The sequence below is a fragment of the Clostridioides mangenotii TR genome, from assembly GCF_000498755.1.
Taxonomy (GTDB): Bacteria; Bacillota; Clostridia; order Peptostreptococcales; family Peptostreptococcaceae; genus Metaclostridioides; species Metaclostridioides mangenotii_A.
Window position 1 is genome coordinate 17111 of sequence record NZ_AXUS01000008.1, and the last position, 16930, is coordinate 34040.

The 16930-nt window shown below is 32.0% G+C and carries 19 protein-coding genes; 17 read left to right on the forward strand and 2 right to left on the reverse strand.

The genetic code is table 11. From position 1 onward, the window contains the following. Positions 1–83 precede the first annotated feature (83 nt). The 16 genes from queA (at position 84) to T473_RS0105480 (ending at position 13533) form a co-directional block, all read left to right on the forward strand. Positions 84–1109, forward strand: coding sequence for a tRNA preQ1(34) S-adenosylmethionine ribosyltransferase-isomerase QueA (gene queA / locus T473_RS0105410; protein WP_024620985.1), 1026 nt, complete (start codon positions 84–86; stop codon positions 1107–1109). A 73-nt stretch (positions 1110–1182) separates the two neighbouring features. After that, complete coding sequence (locus T473_RS16280; protein WP_024620986.1) at positions 1183–1674, forward strand: hypothetical protein; 492 nt, start codon at positions 1183–1185, stop codon at positions 1672–1674. Positions 1675–1759: 85 nt separating this feature from the next. Beyond that, positions 1760–2881, forward strand: a complete 1122-nt coding sequence (gene tgt, locus T473_RS0105420) for a tRNA guanosine(34) transglycosylase Tgt (protein ID WP_024620987.1) — start codon at positions 1760–1762, stop codon at positions 2879–2881. 111 nt (positions 2882–2992) lie between these two features. After that, positions 2993–3304 carry a preprotein translocase subunit YajC gene (gene yajC, locus T473_RS0105425; RefSeq protein WP_024620988.1) on the forward strand — a complete coding sequence of 104 codons (312 nt, stop codon included), beginning with the start codon at positions 2993–2995 and terminating at the stop codon, positions 3302–3304. A gap of 48 nt (positions 3305–3352) precedes the next feature. Beyond that, positions 3353–3715, forward strand: a complete 363-nt coding sequence (locus tag T473_RS0105430) for a TIGR04086 family membrane protein (protein ID WP_024620989.1) — start codon at positions 3353–3355, stop codon at positions 3713–3715. Between the two features lie 64 nt (positions 3716–3779). Beyond that, positions 3780–3923, forward strand: a complete 144-nt coding sequence (gene scfA, locus T473_RS17660; protein ID WP_065365606.1) for a six-cysteine ranthipeptide SCIFF — start codon at positions 3780–3782, stop codon at positions 3921–3923. Positions 3924–4362: 439 nt separating this feature from the next. Then, positions 4363–4845, forward strand: a complete 483-nt coding sequence (locus T473_RS0105440) for an RNA polymerase sigma factor (protein ID WP_024620990.1) — start codon at positions 4363–4365, stop codon at positions 4843–4845. Then, positions 4838–5608, forward strand: a complete 771-nt coding sequence (locus tag T473_RS0105445) for a hypothetical protein (RefSeq protein ID WP_024620991.1) — start codon at positions 4838–4840, stop codon at positions 5606–5608. The genes T473_RS0105440 and T473_RS0105445 overlap by 8 nt, the downstream gene beginning before the upstream one ends. Positions 5609–5906: 298 nt before the next feature. Continuing rightward, a complete protein-coding gene (locus T473_RS0105450) occupies positions 5907–7322 on the forward strand; it encodes a cell wall-binding repeat-containing protein (protein ID WP_024620992.1) in 1416 nt (471 codons plus the stop codon). A gap of 146 nt (positions 7323–7468) precedes the next feature. Further along, on the forward strand, positions 7469–8173 hold the full coding sequence (locus T473_RS0105455) for a response regulator transcription factor (protein WP_024620993.1): 705 nt from the start codon (positions 7469–7471) through the stop codon (positions 8171–8173). Next, complete coding sequence (locus T473_RS19030; RefSeq protein WP_242825865.1) at positions 8166–8900, forward strand: HAMP domain-containing protein; 735 nt, start codon at positions 8166–8168, stop codon at positions 8898–8900. The genes T473_RS0105455 and T473_RS19030 overlap by 8 nt, the downstream gene beginning before the upstream one ends. Beyond that, positions 8873–9493 carry a sensor histidine kinase gene (locus T473_RS19035; protein WP_242825866.1) on the forward strand — a complete coding sequence of 207 codons (621 nt, stop codon included), beginning with the start codon at positions 8873–8875 and terminating at the stop codon, positions 9491–9493. The genes T473_RS19030 and T473_RS19035 overlap by 28 nt, the downstream gene beginning before the upstream one ends. A 240-nt stretch (positions 9494–9733) precedes the next feature. Further along, complete coding sequence (locus T473_RS0105465; protein ID WP_024620994.1) at positions 9734–10840, forward strand: MGDG synthase family glycosyltransferase; 1107 nt, start codon at positions 9734–9736, stop codon at positions 10838–10840. Further along, a complete protein-coding gene (locus T473_RS0105470) occupies positions 10831–11541 on the forward strand; it encodes a polysaccharide deacetylase family protein (RefSeq protein ID WP_029791543.1) in 711 nt (236 codons plus the stop codon). Before T473_RS0105465 ends, T473_RS0105470 begins: the two co-directional genes overlap by 10 nt. A gap of 2 nt (positions 11542–11543) precedes the next feature. After that, positions 11544–12719, forward strand: a complete 1176-nt coding sequence (locus tag T473_RS0105475; protein WP_077065771.1) for a lysylphosphatidylglycerol synthase transmembrane domain-containing protein — start codon at positions 11544–11546, stop codon at positions 12717–12719. A gap of 202 nt (positions 12720–12921) precedes the next feature. Continuing rightward, positions 12922–13533 carry a hypothetical protein gene (locus tag T473_RS0105480; protein WP_024620996.1) on the forward strand — a complete coding sequence of 204 codons (612 nt, stop codon included), beginning with the start codon at positions 12922–12924 and terminating at the stop codon, positions 13531–13533. Positions 13534–13707: 174 nt separating this feature from the next. On the opposite strand, the gene T473_RS0105485 is transcribed toward T473_RS0105480, so the two are convergent. Further along, complete coding sequence (locus T473_RS0105485; RefSeq protein WP_330369383.1) at positions 13708–14769, reverse strand: NAD(P)-dependent alcohol dehydrogenase; 1062 nt, start codon at positions 14767–14769, stop codon at positions 13708–13710. A gap of 253 nt (positions 14770–15022) precedes the next feature. Between T473_RS0105485 and T473_RS0105490 the strand changes: the two genes are divergently transcribed. Continuing rightward, positions 15023–16144: a YHYH domain-containing protein gene (locus T473_RS0105490; protein ID WP_024620998.1), complete on the forward strand. Its 1122-nt coding sequence runs from the start codon at positions 15023–15025 to the stop codon at positions 16142–16144. A gap of 143 nt (positions 16145–16287) precedes the next feature. Here T473_RS0105490 and T473_RS0105495 read toward each other — a convergent pair whose 3' ends face one another. Further along, entirely contained in the window at positions 16288–16758 is a 471-nt protein-coding gene (locus tag T473_RS0105495; protein ID WP_024620999.1) for a pyridoxamine 5'-phosphate oxidase family protein, read from the reverse strand. Between the last annotated feature and the right edge of the window lie 172 nt (positions 16759–16930).

Here is a 16930-nt window from a genome sequence, read left to right on the forward strand (position 1 = left end):
TTTTAAGTTGTATAGCAGTAGTCGACATGTAGTTTTTTTGTTATAATAATAAGGTGAAATTTTTTTGGAGAGGAAGACTAGTTTTGAAGACAAGTGATTTTAAATTTGATTTGCCAGAAGAGCTTATTGCTCAAGTTCCAATAGAGGATAGATCTAGTTCTAGACTTATGGTTCTTGACAAAGAAACTGGCAAAATAGAGCATAAGATATTTAAGGATATAATAGATTATTTAAATCCAGGTGATTGTTTAGTATTAAATAATACAAAGGTAATTCCAGCTAGACTTATTGGAGAAAAAGTAGGTACTGGTGGGAAGATAGAGTTCTTGTTATTAAAAAGAACAGAAGATGATACTTGGGAAACATTGGTTAAACCAGGTAAGAGAGCTAAAATAGGTACAAAATTCTCTTTTGGAGGAGGAAAACTAATCAGTGAAGTCGTTGGAATGGGAGAAGACGGATCTAGAATAGTTAAATTCAGTTACGACGGTATATTTGAAGAGATACTTGATGAGCTGGGAAGCATGCCATTGCCTCCATATATCACAGAAAAGTTGGAAGAAAAAGATAGATATCAAACAGTGTACTCTAAACACAGCGGTTCTGCCGCAGCACCTACTGCAGGACTTCATTTTACTAAAGAGCTATTAGATAAGATAGAGAAAAAAGGCGTTGATATAGCATTTATTACGCTTCATGTAGGGCTTGGTACATTTAGACCAGTTAAAGTAGATGATGTTTTAGAGCATCATATGCATTCAGAGTACTATATGGTGGACAAAGAAGCTGCCGATAAAATAAACAAGGCTAAAAAAGACGGAAAAAATGTAGTATGTGTTGGAACTACAAGTTGTAGAACTGTTGAATCAGCTAGTAAAGAAAAAGGCATAATAAAAGAAACAAGCGGATGGACTGAGATATTTATATATCCAGGATATGAGTTTAGAATTGTGGATAAACTTATAACTAATTTCCACTTACCAGAGTCGACACTTATAATGCTTGTAAGTGCACTTAGCAGTAAAGAAAATATTCTTAACGCATACAATACTGCTGTAGATGAAAAATATAGATTCTTCAGTTTTGGTGACGCAATGATTATAAAATAGTTAAGATTATAAAAAGTTTATATCAAACTGAAAAATGTTAAATACAAAACGTCAAATTTGGAGGGGGTTATATATGAAAGAAATAACTAAAAATAGCAATAGCAAGGTACTTAAAATCGCATTTATACTAGAAAAAATTCTAGCGTTAGTAGTACTTCTAACTATATGTCTGGGAATTATGGATATATTCAGATTGATTTGGTTTGAATACATCACTGATTTTCAAAATATTGTTCAATATCAAACATTAAATAATATCCTAGCCCAAGTACTTTTATTGGTTATAGGCGTAGAGCTTGTTATAATGCTTTCACTTCATATACCAGGTGCATTTATTGAGGCGTTGTTGTACGCAATAGCAAGAAAAATGCTGCTATTGCCAAAAAACGATGGAATGATGGACGTTTTACTAGGAGTAATAGCTATGGCTGGACTTTTTGCAATAAAGAGATACTTAATTCCAAAGGGAAGTTATATGACTGAGAAAAATGAAATAAAGGAAAAGTGCGATGACAAGATGCTTGAGGAAATCAATATAAAATATGAAGAAGAATATAAGAAATAATACAAGAAATAATACAAGAATATAAAAATTGACATAACAATTAAAAAGAATCAATAAAGAGTTACTAAGGATTAGGAGAAATAATATGAATGCAGTAAGATATGAACTAATAAAAACTTGCAAACAGACTGGAGCTAGACTTGGAAGGCTACACACACCACACGGTGTAATTGATACACCGATCTTTATGCCTGTAGGAACGCAAGCGACAGTTAAGAGTATGGCACCAGAAGAACTAAAAGAGATTGGCTCACAGATAATTCTAAGCAACACTTATCATCTGTATATGAGACCTGGGCATGAAATAGTTAAAAAAGCTGGCGGTCTTCATAAATTTATGAACTGGGATAAACCTATACTTACAGATAGTGGAGGATTCCAAGTGTTTAGTTTAGGGCCGCTTAGAAAAATAGTTGAAGAAGGTGTTGAGTTTAGATCTCACTTAGATGGATCAAAACACTTTTTAACACCTGAAAAAGCAGTTGAGATACAAAATGCACTTGGATCGGATATAATTATGGCATTTGATGAGTGTGCCCCATATCCAGCTGATCGAGACTATGTAAAAAATTCTCTTGAAAGAACAACTAGATGGTTAGAAAGATGTAAAGAAGCTCATAATAATACTGAAAATCAAGCGTTATTTGGTATAATTCAAGGTGGAATGTACAAAGACCTTAGAGAGCAATCAGCTAAGGAAATTACGTCTATAGATTTACCAGGATATGCAATAGGAGGACTTAGTGTTGGTGAGCCAAAGCCGTTGATGTATGAAGTACTTGAATATACTACACCGCTTATGCCAGCTGACAAGCCAAGATACCTTATGGGTGTTGGAAGTCCAGATGACCTTATTGAAGGCGTAATAAGAGGTGTTGATATGTTTGACTGTGTACTTCCTACTCGTATAGCTAGAAATGGTACAGCTATGACTAGCCAAGGGAAAGTAGTAGTTAGAAACGCAAGTTACGCAGAGGACTTCACACCATTAGATCCAGAGTGTAGTTGTTATACATGCCAAAACTACACAAAAGCTTATATAAGACACTTGGTTAAGACTAACGAAATATTAGGTGCGAGACTTATAACTACTCATAATTTACACTTCTTGCTAGACCTTATGGCTAAAGTAAGAGAGGCGATAATGGAAGATAGACTACTAGACTTTAGAGAAGAGTTTTTTACAAAATATGGGTACGAATTATAAGCTTTGCACTATGAATTATTATAGATTTAATGTATAATACTCTATAACGCTTTAAAAGGCATAATTTAAATTAACAAGATAAAATTATGAAGAACAAGGAGTGAAAAAAGTATGCCACAACAATCACTAATACCTGTAATAGCTGTATGGGTAGTTGTATTCGGTTTATTCTATTTCTTATTGATGAGACCTCAAAAGAAAAGAGATAAACAACTAAAAGAAATGAGAGAAAACCTTCATGTAGGTGACAAAGTTACTACTATAGGAGGAATCATAGCAACTGTTGCTAAAGTTGACGAAGACAACTTAATTCTTGAAATAGGTCCAAGTAGAACTAAAGTACCATTCCAAAAATGGGCTATAGGAACTGTTGAAACTAGAAAAGAAGAAGTAGAAGTTAAAGAAGACAAAGAAGAAAAGTAATTTAAACACCTCCTCTTGAATATATTTATTTCAGGAGGGGGTTTTTTAATGGAAAAATCAAATTATATTTTTAAAGGTCTCGGTTTTGCATATATTATGACATTAGCTATAATTCTCATATACAACTTGTTTTTGACATTTACCAACATGAGTGGAGAGACTATTACCATGGCGGCATCTTTTATAACTACTATATCTGCAGCCTTTGGTGGGTTTTATGCGTCTAAAAAAATTAAAGAAAAAGGTATGTTTTATGGTTTATTGGTTGGTATGATGTACATAGTATGCGTGTTTTTGACTGTTTTTCTAATTCAAGAGAATTTTGTATTTGAAGTTTCAATGCTTTATAGAATCCTTCTAATGACAGCGGCAGGAGGCATTGGTGGTGTTTTAGGCGTCAACTTCAAATAGAGATTTTCAGAAATACCATTTTGTGTTATAATCAGTAGAGAATAATCGTAATGGAGGTATAGTCATGGAAAAAAAACACATAAAAACATTATCAGGTGCTACTTTGAAGCAAAGTGCTGAAAAAGGTGGATGCGGAGAATGTCAAACTTCTTGTCAATCAGCTTGCAAAACTTCTTGTACGGTTGCAAATCAAGAGTGCGAAAGATAGTAAGGCCTTGCCACAAAAATGCTCGATCAATTGGATTTGGCTTCATGCCAATGTTACGTTGCGAAATAAAATGCCGCGAAATCCAATCGATCGAGCATTTTTGTTATTTGATCCTTGGGATATGGCTAAAGGAAAATAAAATTATTTTTTTATAAAGTCGGAGGTGTAACTTCCGACTTTGTTTTTTTGTTAAGACCTTATAAAAATCATAATTTATCAATATAACAATATATCTGTAAAATAATAAACCTAATAGATATAATAATTAATATAGATAGCAATCAATAGACCAAGTTAATAAACTTAAAACTGATAAAATAATTAATTTTATAATATAACAAAATAAAATGAACCATTTCACATCCTTGAGCATCTAATTAGAATTAGTGAAGAAGCAAATAAGTAGCGCTACGGTTTGCTAGGAAAGGTAGGAAGCTAATTGAATAAAGATTTATTTATAGATAGAGTTCTTGAAGCTGAACGTACTTTATATCATGTGTCTAAGACTATCCTGACTGTAGATCAGGACTGCGAGGACGCGGTTCAAAGTGCAATTTTAAAAGCTTATGAAAAATTAAATACATTGAAAGAGGAACAGTATTTCAAAACATGGATTATTAGGATACTCTTAAATGAATGTTACCGATTAAAGCGTAGGGAACAACCAGAGGTCTCTTATGAGGAGTGTTTTGAATTTGTAAAGTCTGAGGATGAAGAGGATTATAGCGAGCTGTATTTAGCTATTAAAAAACTGCCTGAGCGAATTAGAATTACTATTGTTCTCTATTATGTTGAGGGCTATTCTGTAAAAGAAATTAAACAGATTTTAAAAATACCTGCCGGAACCGTAAAAAGTCGTTTGGCAAAAGGACGAAAACTATTAAAAAATAGATTAAAGATTGTGGAGGTAGACTATGAATAAAAACAATTGGAACAATATCTTTCCTGATCCACCAGAAAGTTTTCATAATAAAGTAAGCAACACTTTAAATTGCTTGCCAGATAAAGAGGAGATTAGTGAAATGAATAATAGATCAATGTTTAGAAAGATACCTTTAAAAAGGGGAGTTATGATTGCATTAATAGCTACTTTAGCGGTTGGGACAACTGTATTTGCTTCTGGTAAGATAGCATCTATAGTAGGTAGCTCAAGTGTAATACCGACGTATTATTCAATGCCTAGTGCAGATAAAATAAATAAAGATTTTGAGTTTGAGCCTAAATTAGTTGAGAAATTTGACACAGGGTATGAGTTTAAAAGTGGTCACAAAGTAAAGAATGAAATTTTTGATGACAAGGGAAATAGTTTAGGAAAACAAAATAATGTAGATTTTGATTACAATAAAGGTGAAGATGAATTAAGCCTTAATATGGGTAAAGGGAAATTAGGTGAAGATTCAGAAAAAGCTGAACATGTAGGAAATTACAGGGGTATTGATTTAAGCTACGTTTCAAGTACAAATAAGGTGGTGCCTGAGGATTATAAAATGACAGAGCAGGACAAGAATGATGAGGCGTCAGGTAAATATATATTTAGTTATGGAAGTGACAAAGTAGAGATATCAGAGTTTAAGCATTTAAGTTGGACTCAAGATGGAATTAGCTATATGTTTACTGCGATGGATTCTAATGTTACACAAGAGCAATTGGTTAAAATGGCACATCAGATGATCGATTCTCTATAATTTTTAGGGCAACTGTTTTTATCATAAGCATCCGAATAACTGTTCGGGTGCTTATTTATTTCTTGTAAATTTCATTTATAAAGGTTGTAATCTTATAACCATTAACTATAAATTTTTGCCAATATTAGGAAATTGTAATATAATTTTATTATAAGTCTGTGTGAGGTAGGTTAGCACAGACTTATTATTTTATCCAAAATGTGGATAGAAAGTTAAAGTTAGAAAGTTTCTGAAGCATGATTAGTACTATGGAAACAAGTATACATAAGTATACAGCTTGATATATGGGGGGGTCTATATGGAGAATAAAAAATTAATTATAACACTTGGTTTGACACTTTCGTTTATAATTGGAGCAACGAGTTCATCAAATGCACTTTCGACAGTTGATCAGTTAAAGGGTAGTGATAGGTTCGAAACAGCCGCTTTAATAGCTTCTAAGCAGAGTTACAAGACTGCGATTATAGTAAATTCAGATAAAACTCTAGCTGACGGGCTTAGTGCAAGCGGTTTAGCAGGAGCAGAAAATGCACCCATACTACTTGTTAAACAAAACCAAATTCCAACAGTTACAATGAGCAAACTAAATGGTGTTGAAAAAGTATACATAATAGGTACTGAAGATACAATAAGCTCACAAGTAGAAACAGAGATAAGAGATAAGGATATTGAGACAGAGAGATTAGCTGGTGAGGATAGATGCGAGACAAGTTTAGCTATAGCTAATAAGATTAAAGAAATAAAAAGTATAGACAAAGTTATATTTGCAAATGCGTATAAAGGAGAAGCTGATGCAATAAGTGCATCCTCAGTTGCTTCTAGAGATGGGGTTCCTATAATCCTTACTGAAGGTAAAGGTACAGATTTTGATCTAAATGGACTAAATAGATATGCAATAGGATCAAATCTATCTTTAAGCGACAAGTTTGTTAGTGATATAGGTGCTAAAAGACTTGGCGGAGTAGATAGATTTGATACAAATAAAAAGTTAATACAGTGGTTCTACAAAGACTATGGCGAGGTTTATTTGAGTCAAGCGTACAATCTTGTAGATGCTCTTGCAGTATCTCCACTGGCTAAAAATAAACCAGTAGTTCTAGTTCATAAAAACAGTGATAAGAGTATACTAAAAAACACTAATAAATTTACCATCTTAGGTGGAATCGATAAAGTTGCGGTTCAACAAAGTATAAATGCAGCTACAAATAATAAACCGAATGAACAAGGATTTTACTTCGATATAGATAATCCAACTCTTAATAAGAGGATAAAAGATCATCTATACAACTTAATCAATATATATAGAAAGGAAAATGGTCAAAGTGTTCTTTCACAAGCAAAGAGGCTAGAAGGACTGGCTGGAGATTGGTCGAAACTAATGGCCAAAAATAATACAATGTCACATGTAATTAATGGAAAAAATTCTTACTCAACATTTATGCAGTACCTTGACTGGTCACCAATCCCAGCAGGTCATGTAATTGTTCAAGGAGAAAATTTATTTAAATATAAAGTTGGCGATAAATACGTGTACACACAAAGAGATGCAAATAATATAGCGCAGTCGATGTTGGGTCAATGGAAAAAAAGTGAAGCAGATGGTGGAGTAAATATGCTTCATCCAGGATTTGAAATTATGGGATTTGGTATGTCAACTAAATCAGATAAGACTATGTATGCAACACAAGAGTTTTATGGAGTTTATCAAAATTAACTTCATTATTATTTGGCTTAAAAGTTAATGTTGTAGAGTTGTGAAAAATTAAGTGAATATGGTATAAATATAAAGAAGATAAAAGTTCGCACAGTTTTGTATAACTAAACAAGATTAGTGCGAACTTTATGTAAAGAGGTGATAAGGTGAGTGAGAACTTGCAAAAAACAGTTCTAGTTGCTGATGATAGTCCTGAAATAATAGAAATAGTTGATATACTGCTTTCTAGTGAAGGATATAAAGTGTTAAAAGCTACAAATGGTCAGGAAGCTATAGATTTAGTTGATGAAAATGTAGATCTTATAATATTAGATGTGGTTATGCCTGTAAAAAATGGATTTACAGCATGTAGAGAGATTAGAGAAAAAACCAATGCTCCAATACTATTTTTAACAGCAAAGACCCAGGAATCAGATAAAGTTATAGGGTTTTCATCAGGTGGAGATGATTATTTACTTAAGCCATTTTCTTATTCTGAATTTACTTCTAGAGTTAAATCACTTATCAGAAGATATTATGTATACCAAGGAATAAAAGTAGAAGATGAGTCAAAGGAAATTATAATAAGAGATCTCAGTATAAATTTAGATACTAAAGAGGTGAAGTTAAAAGATGAAAATATATCACTTACAACTATAGAGTACGATATGATTGCCCTTATGATTCAAAATAAAAAGAAGGTATTTTCGTCTAAGAACCTCTATGAAAGTATCTGGAATGAACCTTATTTTTATACAGCAAATAACACTATAATGGTTCATATAAGGAATTTAAGAAAGAAAATAGAAAAGGACAGGCAAGATCCTGAGTACATTAAGACTGCTTGGGGAAAGGGGTATTACATTGATTAAGCATTTAAAACCTTCTAGGCTTGGTTGGAAAATTCTATTTTATATAGTTGTGTCTGTGTTAGTTGCCTTTATATTAAATGTTCCTTTTTATAATATGCTAGAAAACGGGGTAACTAAAGCCGCTGAAGAAAAGCACTATTTTCAAAGTCATCTAACAAGATTAGTTGATGATCTCCAGTTATATATTGACGAAAATGACTTAAAAACGAGCGATTCGGAGATGTTATCATATTGGAATGAGGACAAATGGTATGTTTATATGAATATACACAAAGATAAGAAAATTTTGTACGACACAGTAAATTACCCTAAGAAAATTTCCGATGAAGATGAACAGAGAGAACTTCAAAACAACGATCTTATGAATAACTACTCTTTAAAGTTTAAAGATACAAACGCGACAATTACAATAACAGCTTTTTTTAATGCGAAGTATCAAAATTTTATAAATGCTGCATCAGTTGCTTTTTTAGCTATAGCATTTATATCAACGTTCCTTTTACTGTTTAGCAAAAAGATAAAGTACATCAAAAAAATTGAACAGGGAATAAAGATAGCAGAGTCAGGAAGCTTAGAATACAGAATCCCAGTAAAAGGAAATGATGAGTTGAGTTCTCTTGCCAAAAGCATAAACGAAATGAGTGGCGTGATCACAGATCAACTTCTGCTTGAAAGTGAGATGAGGCAAAAAATAAAGATATGGTTACATCCATATCTCATGATATAAGGACTCCTCTAACATCAGTGATATGTTATCTGGATCTAATTGCAGACGGAAAGTATTCGGACAAAGAGCAGTTGGATAAATACATTGAAAATGCAAGGTTAAATGCTTATCAGATTAAGAAACTATCTGAAAATTTGTTTATACATTTTGTGACATCACCGGAAGACATCGATTATGAAATTAAGAGAATCAATGCAAACGAGTTTATATTTCAACTTATACTAGACACCACTTTTGAGCTAGAGGAAAATAATTTTGAGGTAAAAGTAAAAAATGAATTACATAAACAAATACATATCGATGTAGATATAACACAATTTAGAAGGATTTTTACTAACATCTGTTCAAATATAATAAAGTATGCTGATAAAGATGCTCCTATTGAATTTTTAGCAAGCATGACAAAAAATTTTCTGCTTATTAAGCAGGCGAATCAAGTTTCTAATTTAAAAGATCAATCAGAAAGTTTTGGTATAGGTATAAAAAATTGCAAAGAAATAGTAAAAAATCATAATGGTTTCTTAAATGTCTTTAACGGCGAAAAAGATTTTTTAGTTGAGATTGGTATTCCGATTAGTTCTACAGGAGATTAATAAATTAATTAATAATATAAACCTATCAAACGCTTAGAAATCAGTGCTTTTAAAAAAATTAAGAATTCTTAAGAATTATATTAAGTATTTCTAAAGATTTAGCAAATAAAATATTATATATAGCAGATAATATTACATAGTGAAGTTAATCGATAAAAAACATAAAATATCGAACTCAGTCGAAATGATGAGTAAATAAAGATTATATAATTCACTTTTGCTAAAGGAAGGATGAGAAATATGAAAGTACTTATTCTTACAAGTAAATTTGGTATGGGACATCTTTCAGCATCTAATTCATTAGCTGAAGAGATAGAGGACTTGTACTTTGGATCTGAAACAATTGTAGAAGATATATTTGAATATATTATGCCAGAATACACAGATACAATGTATAAAGCCTTTAATATTTTAGTAAATAAAGGCAGTAAACTATACAATCTATTTTACAGATTCACAGAAAATGGAAAAATAGACTCAACACCATTTGTATTTGAGCATTTTTTAAAAAAACTAGATGAGCTTTTAGTCGAAATAAAGCCAACTGTGATTATATCTACATTTCCATTTTGTTCACAGCTTGTTTCAAAATACAAAGATAAGACAGGGGATAAAAGACCACTGCTTACATGTATAACAGATCTAAGTAGTCACTCAGAATGGCTCAGCAAAAATACAAATTGCTATTTAGTAGCAGATGAATTTACTAAAGATGAATTAATAGAAAAAGGAATAGAAGTCTCTAAAATACTAGTAACCGGAATACCAGTTAGAAGAGAATTTAAGAATACAGATAGAAAAGATAAAATCAAAAACGAAAAAAACATACTTATAATGGGAGGCGGACTTGGACTTCTTCCAAAATCAAATAAATTTTATGAAGATCTAAACAATTTAGAAGGTGTTAAAACAACAGTAATAACGGGGAATAATGTGAACATGTACTACAAGTTACACTCTATGTACGAAAACATAGAAGTATTAGGGTATACAGACCATGTAAATAAATATATGGAAAATGCAGACCTTATAATTACAAAACCAGGAGGAATCACATTGTTTGAGACAATACATTCCGAACTTCCTCTACTTGTATTTTCTCCATTTTTACTACATGAGATTAATAACGCAGCTTTTATTCTAGATAAGGACATAGGAAGAGTATTAAGCAAAAATCCAAAAGAGCATATAGATATTATAAAAGAGATTATTTATGATGATGAGCTTTTAAACACGTTTAAGAAAAATTTAAAATCTATAAAAGAAGACTTGGACGATTTTAGATTAATAGAGATGTTGGATTATCTAGAAAGCGAGGCACAAGGAGAGTGCGCCAGATGTATATAATTGAATTTATATCGATTGGATGTATAATAATATTTATTATATTTTTACTACATTCGATACTACCAACATACTACAATAAGCATTATAATGATAACATAGTAAAAAATACTAAAGGTGAAAAGAAGGTCATGCTTACATTTGATGACGGACCTGATCCGAGGTATACAAGCGATTTAATAGATCTTTTAACAGAACAAAATGTGATGGCAACTTTCTTTGTAGTTGCAAACAACGCAAAAGCAAATCCTGATATTATCGAGAGAATGCTAAATGAAGGTCATGAAGTAGCAATACATTCTTTAGAGCATAAAAATGCTTGGCTGTATAGTTACTCTTACACAAGAAAGGATTTTTACGAAAGTTTAGATATAATGAATAAATTAGGTGTTAATATAAAATATTACAGACCACCATGGGGACATACAAATATATTTACAATGAGTTTTGCAAACAAACACAACTTAAAAATTATACTTTGGGACGTAATGGCAGAAGATTGGGAAAAAGATGTAACAGTAGAAGTAATAGTTGAAAGACTTAAAAAGAGAACAAAAGGAAACTCAATAATATGTCTCCACGATGCTGGAGAAAATTCAGGAGGAGCTGAAGGAGCACCTAGAAGGATGATTGAAGCTTTAAAAATAGCTCTACCTGAACTCAAGGCATCTGGATTTAGATTTGTTACACCAGAAAGGAGCTAAGTATGAGCAAAAAAGTAGAAAAGAAGAAAAAATATATAATCACAAAAGCAATTTCTAAAAAAAATAACAAAAACAATAACAATAAATATATAGGAAGTCTTACATTTATGGTATTGCTTATGGCGATAACAAGTTATTACATCTTTAAGGATCAGTCATTCACATCGCTAGTAGGTGTTATTCAAAAAATAAACCCGGTTTATATATTGATCGGATTTTCTATGATGTTTTTGTACCTAGCTTGTGAAGCTATAGGAATCAATATAATAATGAAATCACTTGGTCAAAAGGTATCAGTGCTAAAAGGACTGGGTTATTCATTTGTAGGATTTTACTTTAGCTCAATAACTCCCTCAGCATCTGGAGGTCAGCCAGCTCAAGTGTATTATATGAACAAGGATAAGATAAACATATCCTATTCATCGCTTACACTTATAATACTATCAGTTTTTCACCAACTAGTAGCTCTACTGTATGCCGGAATAATGTTTTTAGTTAGATACTCGTTTGTGAAAGAGGATATTGGAGCTATGAAGATACTTTTAGTATACGGAGTAGTTTCCAATGTAATATTAATCGGTGGAATGATAGGGATAGTATTTTCTAAGAAATTTGTAAATACATCAATTAAAGCTTTAGTTAAAATACTTTCTAAAGTTAAGATAGTAAAAAATATAGATAAGACAATGGATACTGTTGAAGAGCAGATATTGGAGTACCAAAAAGGAGCGGCGCATATCAAAGAAAACCCTGCTTTGATGTTTAAAGTCTGTGTTATAACTATAGTTCAAATAACATCGATGTTCTTAGTACCGTATTTCGTTTACAAAGCATTTAACTTAACAGGATATGGAGTCTTAGATATAATAGCTGTTCAAGCTATACTAACACTTGCTGTATCATCACTTCCACTTCCGGGAGCAGTAGGAGCATCTGAAACTGGATTTTTGAATATGTTCAAGGTGTTCTTTGCAGGAAGTATGCTAATACCAGCGATGCTTGTATGTAGAATTTTAAACTTCTACGCATTTGTAGCATTAAGTGCTCTTATTACACTTGTTATCCATATTAAACAAGTAAAAAAAGAGAGTTCAAAGAAAAAGGTATACAGACTTGTGAGTATGAGAAGGTTTGATTTTAAAAAGTACATGGTTAATAAAAAAGAGATTCGCATTTGAAATTATAGAAATAGAGAATAGTGAGAATAGCATAGGTATTGGTGGTCATAAACAGATTTGCAATGACCACCAATACACATGCTATTCTTTTTTATGTTTTTAAAAATGTTGCCGATCAAATTGAAATAGATACCAATCATTGGTATAATTTTAGTGAAACGAGATGAATTTGTACAAATTTAAATTGTGAGGGAGCATTTTTATGAAAAAAATATTAATAGTTGCATCGATGTTGTTATTGGTATTTACTGTAGGATGTAATAGTAAAAATGATACAGGAAACAATGAAAAAGACAAGGATGTAAAGATATTATCCAATAAGAAATATATAGAGAGAATCAATTTAGTATTTGATGAATCGAGAAAATACATTAGCGATTATACATATGTACATGATGAAGAAGAATACGTTGAGAAGACTCCGGAGAATGAGGAGTATCAAAAGTTATTAGAGAGTTATAAAATCAATGAAAAAAAGTATAAAGAAATGGGAGAAAAATTTTCTAAGTTTAGAAGTAAGGATGAAGAAACCAATAAAATTCATGATAAATTGATTCAAATATGTATCGATAAATCAAATAATTTCAAAGAGAGAGACGAATTAGAAACGAAGATTAGAGAATTCGGTGTTAAAGAATTGGTTAATGAATTAGAAATAGAAGCAGGCACCGTTACAGAAAATCTTATGTCAGAAAAAGAACGAAATGAGATAGATATTAGAATTGATGAGCTGGATCGATTGATTTATGAGGATAATACATTAATAGATGTGTGGAATGAATTAGAACGTAATTTAGGTGTAAACTTAGATTGATAGGATAGGAAAATATATTGAAAAGAATATGGGTAAAAAACAAAGGCGATTGCTTAAAAGCTATCGCCTTTAAAAGTTTAGATGATTTTATTATTAAGTTATGTTCACTTATTTGTAAACTATAACATTAGATTAGCTTAAATATATTGTTTTATATTTTTTGTTTAATTAAATCTATAGTATAACTACAGGTTTAATTAAATCTCTAGGTTTGTCTTTCATTAACATAAGAGCTTCTTCCATATGGTCAAAGCCATTGAATTTATGTGTTAATAACTTGCTTGTATCAAGCCTTCCTGTTTCCATTAGAGATACTAGTTTTTCCATACGTAATCTACCACCAGGCATTAAACCTCCAGCGATTACTTTATGGCCCATGCCGCAGCCCCACTCAACTCTTGGAATTTTTATATAGTCGCCACTACCTAAATAATTTACATTACCAATTCTACCACCTGGTTTTAGCATTTCTATAGCTTGTGCAAAAGTATCATTATCTCCTCCTGCAATTATAACTTTATCAACACCTTTACCATGAGTTTTTTCCATAATTTGAGCGACTATGTCGCCTTCTTTATAGTTTAGTATATCTGTAGCACCATATTCTTTAGCAGCAGCTACACAGTTAGCACGAGAACCTACTCCATATAAATGAGAAGCACCTCTAAGCGCTGCTCCAGCAACAGCCATAAGACCAACAGGCCCGATACCTATTACACAAACTGAATCTCCAAATTGGACATCAGCTAATTCAACGCCATGAAATCCTGTTGGAACCATATCACTTAGCATAACAGCGTCTGCTACATCGACACCTTCAGGAATTAGAGCTAGATTTGCATCAGCTTCATTAACATGAAAGTATTCACTAAAAACTCCATCTTTAAAATTAGAAAATTTCCAACCAGCTAGCATACCGCCTGAATGCATTGAATACCCAGCTTGAGCTTCTAGAGATCCCCAATCAGGAGTAATAGCAGGAACTATTACTTTGTCCCCAGCTTTAAAGGACTTAACCTCACTTCCGACCTCTACAACTTCACCCACAGCTTCATGACCTAAAATCATATCACTACGTTCACCTATTGCACCTTCCCATACTGTATGTATATCAGATGTACATGGTGAAACAGCTAGCGGTTTTACAATTGCATCTAAATTACCACATTTTGGAACATCTTTTTCGATCCAACCAACATTTCCTATTCCCAACATTGCAAAGCCTTTCATCTTCATATAGATAATCTCCTCTTCAATTGGTTTGTTTATAGAACTGTTTGTTAATAATTTATTTATGTCAATTTTATGATATTGCTTTATTATCTAATTGTCAATGATGAATACTATATATATTAATTTTCTATTATAATAGCTAACTGTATTAGTATTAAATAATTAAATATTTTCCTATTTATTTGTAACGGATACCAATTATTGGTATAATCTGAGATGATTTGAGTTAATTTAAGGATGAATAGGGGGAGTTTTTGTGAATTTTTTGAGGAGAAAATCTAAAAATAGGTGTTTTGCTGTAATCTTGACTGTTTCTTTGATGAGTTTTGGAAGTATATCTTTTGCTCACTCTGGAAGAACAGATTCTTCAGGAGGACATCACGACTATAAGAACAAGTCTGCTCTTGGAAGCTATCACTACCATCATGGTTATGGTCCACATTTACATACTAATGGATGTCCTTATGAAGGTGGCGGATCTAGTTCATCTGGATCTTCTGGAAATTCTGCAAGCACGAGAGAAACGGAGCAAAGAAGGGCTGAAGAAGCTGCAAAAATGGAAGCAGAAGCTAAAGCTAGACAAGAGGAAAAAGAGAAAGAAAGAATTAAAAAAGAGGGTACTAATAAAGGGTATGAAGATGGATATTCGAGAGTTGGTCGTGACACTTCGTCGTATTCAGGAAGTTATATAGATAATTATTATAACGGATACAATGAAGGGTACAACAGAGGTCTTGAAAAAGTAGAAGAGGATGCGAAAGAAGCTTCTGAAAAAGGGTACAACCTTGGAGTTACAGGAGAAGATATAGAAAATCCTTATTCTCAAGAGGTATTATTAGTATCATTTAAAGAAGGATACGAGAAAGGTTTTGAAGAGTACAAGACTAAGAAAAAAGTAGAGTACATGGCAATTGGAAAGCAAGACGGTGCTGAAGATAAACCTATGATGGAATTTGAAGAGGATATAAATAAAGAAATTAAAGCTGCGTATATAGATGGGTATAACAGTTCTCAAAAAGTTATAGAAAAAGAATTTAACAATAAAGGATTTAAAGCTGCAATTAAGAAAGCTAAATCAGAAGAAAGTTCTATAAAAAATGAAAAACACTCTAAATGGTATAAAGCCGGGTACGAAAACGGCAAAAAGAGATTAGATAAAGAACTTGAAAAAGCATACCAAAAAGGATTAAAAGGGGAGGAATTCCAAGTAGAAACAGCAGTGCTTGGAGCGAAAGAATACCTTAAAGAGGAATACGATAGAGGAAAAGAAGATGCAAAAACTAATGGAGCTATTGGAGCAGGCGTCATAGGCGTATCGGCAACAGGGTTAGTTCTATATAGAAGAAACAGAAAGAAAAAGAGAAATAATAAGTACTAAATTTAAAAAAGCAGTATCCTAAAAAAGTTACATAATTAGGATACTGCTTTTTCAATCTCATCTAAAGTATTCGATTTTATGATGTAGTAATTTAATTATTTAATTAAAATCAAAAGCATTAAAAGCTTAAGTATAAGTGACAGTTAGCGTCTAGATTTTCCAGTAATATGATCTACAGTTATTTTTACCACATAAGTTTGCCCAGTTAGAGCTGTTATGTATTTTTTACCTTTGTCTGTAATATTAGAATCAGGGTCGTATTTATTGATAAGCTCCATTAGAGCAGCGTATTTTTCATCATCTAAAGCCTCGGTAGCTGTTCCGAAAACTATTACACTTTCGTAATTGGTAGTGAATTCACCTGGAAGTATCTCAGTATTACCTACTGCATTAAACGATACTTTGTCGTTGTTTTTAATATTTTCGATTTTGTGACCAGTTTTGGCACTGTGGAAATATATTGCATCATTGAAATAAACATAGCTTACCGGAACACCGTATGGATACCCGTTATCGCTTATTGAAGAAAGAACTCCATACTCGCAATTCTTTAGGATATCTTTTGCCTCTTCAACACTTAACATTCTATCTTTTCTTCTCATCTCTTTAAACATACAAATCCCTCCAATTTAGAAATATAATCAAAACATTTGGTATTTTCTACTATTTACTTAATTATACCATGTCGCAAAAAAATGTATAAGAGAAATAAATAAAGGGCTAGTTAACGGTTACTTATGCATAATATTTTAAAGTAATTTCGAAAAACGTTGAAATTTCATAAAA

Coding starts and splice junctions, on each gene's coding strand:
- T473_RS16280 (WP_024620986.1), top strand. CDS start 1,183: ATGAAAGAAATAACTAAAAATAGCAATAGCAAGGTACTTAAAATCGCA.
- tgt (WP_024620987.1), top strand. CDS start 1,760: ATGAATGCAGTAAGATATGAACTAATAAAAACTTGCAAACAGACTGGA.
- T473_RS0105445 (WP_024620991.1), top strand. CDS start 4,838: ATGAATAAAAACAATTGGAACAATATCTTTCCTGATCCACCAGAAAGT.
- T473_RS0105480 (WP_024620996.1), top strand. CDS start 12,922: ATGAAAAAAATATTAATAGTTGCATCGATGTTGTTATTGGTATTTACT.
- scfA (WP_065365606.1), top strand. CDS start 3,780: ATGGAAAAAAAACACATAAAAACATTATCAGGTGCTACTTTGAAGCAA.
- T473_RS0105450 (WP_024620992.1), top strand. CDS start 5,907: ATGGAGAATAAAAAATTAATTATAACACTTGGTTTGACACTTTCGTTT.
- T473_RS19035 (WP_242825866.1), top strand. CDS start 8,873: ATGGTTACATCCATATCTCATGATATAAGGACTCCTCTAACATCAGTG.
- yajC (WP_024620988.1), top strand. CDS start 2,993: ATGCCACAACAATCACTAATACCTGTAATAGCTGTATGGGTAGTTGTA.
- T473_RS0105485 (WP_330369383.1), bottom strand. CDS start 14,769: ATGAAGATGAAAGGCTTTGCAATGTTGGGAATAGGAAATGTTGGTTGG.
- T473_RS0105430 (WP_024620989.1), top strand. CDS start 3,353: ATGGAAAAATCAAATTATATTTTTAAAGGTCTCGGTTTTGCATATATT.
- T473_RS0105465 (WP_024620994.1), top strand. CDS start 9,734: ATGAAAGTACTTATTCTTACAAGTAAATTTGGTATGGGACATCTTTCA.
- T473_RS0105495 (WP_024620999.1), bottom strand. CDS start 16,758: ATGTTTAAAGAGATGAGAAGAAAAGATAGAATGTTAAGTGTTGAAGAG.
- T473_RS0105470 (WP_029791543.1), top strand. CDS start 10,831: ATGTATATAATTGAATTTATATCGATTGGATGTATAATAATATTTATT.
- T473_RS0105475 (WP_077065771.1), top strand. CDS start 11,544: ATGAGCAAAAAAGTAGAAAAGAAGAAAAAATATATAATCACAAAAGCA.